The organism is Deltaproteobacteria bacterium (assembly GCA_005879795.1).
In the GTDB taxonomy this organism is placed as follows: domain Bacteria; phylum Desulfobacterota; class Binatia; order DP-6; family DP-6; genus DP-6.
This window is the reverse complement of the sequence record VBKJ01000190.1, coordinates 1-3,450: the sequence shown is the minus strand read 5'-3', so window position 1 is coordinate 3,450 and position 3,450 is coordinate 1. Positions and strand designations below refer to the sequence as shown.

The 3,450-nt window shown below is 72.9% G+C and carries 2 protein-coding genes and 1 pseudogene; 2 read left to right on the top strand and 1 reads right to left on the bottom strand.

Annotation, left to right across the window (positions count from 1 at the left end; translation table 11 throughout):
* Positions 1–188 precede the first annotated feature (188 nt).
* Positions 189–392: pseudogene (locus tag E6J59_15605) on the top strand (hypothetical protein).
* Here the strand turns inward: E6J59_15605 and E6J59_15600 are convergent.
* A complete protein-coding gene (locus E6J59_15600; GenBank protein TMB17747.1) occupies positions 368–2,281 on the bottom strand; it encodes an FAD-binding protein in 1,914 nt (637 codons plus the stop codon). The pseudogene E6J59_15605 and the gene E6J59_15600 overlap by 25 nt on opposite strands.
* A 61-nt stretch (positions 2,282–2,342) precedes the next feature.
* Between E6J59_15600 and E6J59_15595 the strand changes: the two genes are divergently transcribed.
* Positions 2,343–3,450, top strand: a 1,108-nt coding sequence (locus E6J59_15595) for a hypothetical protein (GenBank protein TMB17746.1), incomplete at its 3' end; no start/stop codon positions are given.

Genomic DNA, 3,450 nt, shown 5'->3' with positions numbered 1-3,450 from the left:
GGCGGGCGCACGGGGCGGTCGTGCCGGCGCGGTACGCTCAGGCGGGCGTCTGCGGGGCGATCGCTCCACGCCGGCGCGCGGCCGCGATGCCGGGGTAGAGGAAGAGGAGGGCGCCGAGCGCCGCGCCGATGAGCTGCCCGCGCAGCAGCCTGGAGGAGGTGTAGCGGATCATCTCGGGGAGGTTGCAGATCGTCTCGACCTGCCTCCCGGGCGCGACCGCGCCGGGCTCGTTGTACCAGCTGAGGACCGGCGGGACGATGAACGAGGCGGCCACGGCGCCGAGGACCGCGCCCACCAGCACGAAGACCAGGACGGTTCGCACGGCGCCCATATGCCACGGGAGCGCTGCGCAAGGGAAACGTGCAGCTCACCGAGCGAGCCGCCGCGCGATCCGCGCCGCGAACGCCATGATCGAGACCTGCGGATTGACGCCGACGCAGGTCGGGAAGAGGCTCGCGTCGGCGACGTGGAGGCCCCGTGCGGCGCGCACCGCGCCCCAGCTGTCGGTGACGCTCCGGGCGGGATCGCCGCCCATGCGCGCGGTGCCCATCGGATGGAAGCCCGTGGGCTGGAGCGCCGCGGGGCCGAAGCGGCCCTCGCGCAGCACGGCCGCCTCGCGCGGGTGGCGGATCTCGGGCAGCCCGGCGACTCCCGTGTAGACGCTCTCCGCCCCCGCGGCAAAGAAGATCTCGGCCACCAGCGCGATCCCCTCGCAGAGCGCGCGCGCGTCCGCCGGGGCCAGCCGGTAAGTCACGAGCGGCTCGCGCCCGCCCGGGAAGCGCCGCACGCGCCCGCTCCCGGTGTCGGACACGAAGAGCCCGGCCGAGGCCGCGTGGCGGAAGCGCGCGAGGCCTTCCTTGAGCGCCATGCCGACGCCCGGCAGCGCCGCGGCGTTCACCCCCGGCACCGGGTTCGTCACCTCGATCATGACGCCGTGCGAGTCCAGGAGCCGATCGACGAAGTAGGACTGGAGCGTCCCGCGCCAGGCGCGGAGCTCCTCCGCGAAGTAGCTGGTCACGCCGACGGCGGGGTGGATGCGGAGGTTGCGGCCGAGGGCCGGGTGGCGCACGCCGCTTCGGGCGAGGAGCCCCGGCGTGTGGATCGCGCCCGCGGCGACCACGACCAGCGGCGCGCGCACGCGGAGCCGGCCCCGGACGGCGTCGCCGTCGCGCTCGAGGAGCACCGCCTCGACGCCGGCGGTGCGGCCGCTCTCGAGCGAGACCCGCTCCACCCGGCAACGGGCATAGAGCCGCGCCCCCGCCGTGCACGCGGCCGGCAGGTAGGTCAGGTGCATCGCCTGCTTCGCGTCGCTCGGGCAGCCGAAGGCGCACTCGCCGCAGCCGCGGCAGCCGACGATGTTGCGGCGGATGGGCTCGCCTTCGAGCCCGAGGGCGCGCGCCCCCCGGTCGAAGACCTCGGCGTTCCGCCCGATGATCTCCCACGGCACGGGACGCACGCCGATCATGCGCTCCACCTCGTCGAAGTAGGGCGCCATGGTCGCCGGGTCGGCGTCGGCGACCCCGTGCGCGCTGGCCCACTCCCCGAGCACGTGCTGCGGCGTCCGGAAGCAGGTGCCGGAGTTGACGACCGTCGTCCCGCCCACGCACTTCCCGAGCGGCAGCGGGATCGTCGGGCGGCCGAGGGCCACGGTCGCGCCGCCGTTTCGGTAGAAGCGCTGCACGCGCTCCATGGGCGGGCCCGTGAAGTCGGCCTGCGTGAAGTAGCCGCCCTCCTCGAGGACGACGACGCGGAGCCCGGCGCGCGCGAGCTCGTACGCCGCCACGGCGCCGCCCGCGCCCGAGCCCACCACACACGCGTCGGCGACCTCCGCGACGTCGCCGCGCACCTCCGGGTACTGGAGCGGCGTCAGGCGCGGGCCCGTGCCGGGCGCGCGCGCATCGAGACAGCTGTGCCCGTAGCCGAGCGCCTGCTCGATGCGCGGGTCGGCGCAGAAGGCGGAGAGGCAGAGCGTCTTCAAGAGGAGGAGCGGGATCCGCCGCCACGGGAGCCGGCTCGCGAGGCAGCGCTCGCCCCACTCTTCCCGCGCCGCCGGCGCGAGGCGGCTGAAGCGGCGGAGATGGCGCGAGGCGAGCGGCGCGGCCTCCCAGGCGCGCAGCAGGAGACGCACCTGGCGCTCGGTCTCGGGCGCCATGCCCTGGAGGTAGCGCGCCAGGCGCTCCGCGGTGCCGACGTCGCCCGCGCCGAGCGGAAAGGGACCGCCGGGCGGAATCAGCGCCTCGGCGACGGCGCGGAGCACGCGCAGCTCGGTGTCGGACAGCATCGGCCCACATCTTACGGCGGCAATTGACACCGCGAAACGCCGGCGGATAGTGATCCGCGCGATGATCGAGCACCCGAGCTTCAAGCAGATGATGAACGAGGTCGTCGCCTACGGGAGCTGCTGCGAGTGCGGCACCTGCGTGCTGGTCTGCCCGCACAACGTCATCGACTACGTGGACGGGAAGCCGAAGCAGGTGGCCAAGGCGACGGCCGCCTTCGACCACTGCGGTATCAGCGAGGGCATCGGCTGCGACGTGTGTGCGCAGGTGTGCCCGCGCCTCGGGCTGCGCGAGTTCGATCTGCGCGACGAGGTGCTCCCGATGGAGCCCGGCGTGTACGAGGGGCCCTTCGGCCGCTACCGGCGCGTGGTCGCCGCGCGCTGCAAGGATCCGGATATCCTCGCGCGCTGCCAGGACGGCGGCGTGGTGACCGCCATCCTCTGCCACGGGCTGCGCGAGGGCCTCTTCGACGGCGCCGTCGTCTCGGCCGCCGACGAGAACATGCCCGCCGCGCCCAGGCCCAAGGTGGTCACCACCGTGGCCGAGGCGATCGCGAGCGCCAGCTCCTGGTACACCTACTGCCCGAACAACCTGGCCCTGGCCGACGCGGAGCAGAAGGGGCTCGGGAAGGTCTGCTTCGTCGGCGTGCCCTGCCAGATCACGCCGACGCGCAAGATCCAGGTCGCCGACACCGCGTGGCTCGACAACGGGCGCAAGAAGCCCAAGCACATCGAGCGACAGACGAAGTTCCTGAAGGGCTTCGGCGACATCGTGAGCTTCACCATCGGCCTCCTCTGCACCGAGGTGTTCACCTACGAGGGCCTCATGGTGCAGAAGATCCAGGGCGAGATGGGCATCCCGCTCACGGAGGTGAAGAAGTTCAACGTCAAGGGCAAGGTGATGATCTACAAGACGAACGGCGAGCTGGTGGAGATGAACCTCCACCGCGCGCAGGAGTACGCCCGCCCCGAGTGCCACCACTGCGGCGACTTTACCGGCGAGCTGGCCGACATCTCGTGCGGCGGCGTGGCGGCCATGGACTGGACCATCACCATCCTGCGCTCCAAGCGGGGCGAAGAGCTGTTCGACGACATGGTCCGGCGCGGCCTCCTCGCGGTCCGCTCGATGGAGGAGTTCGAGAACTCGATGAAGGTGATGCTGCGCCTCACGA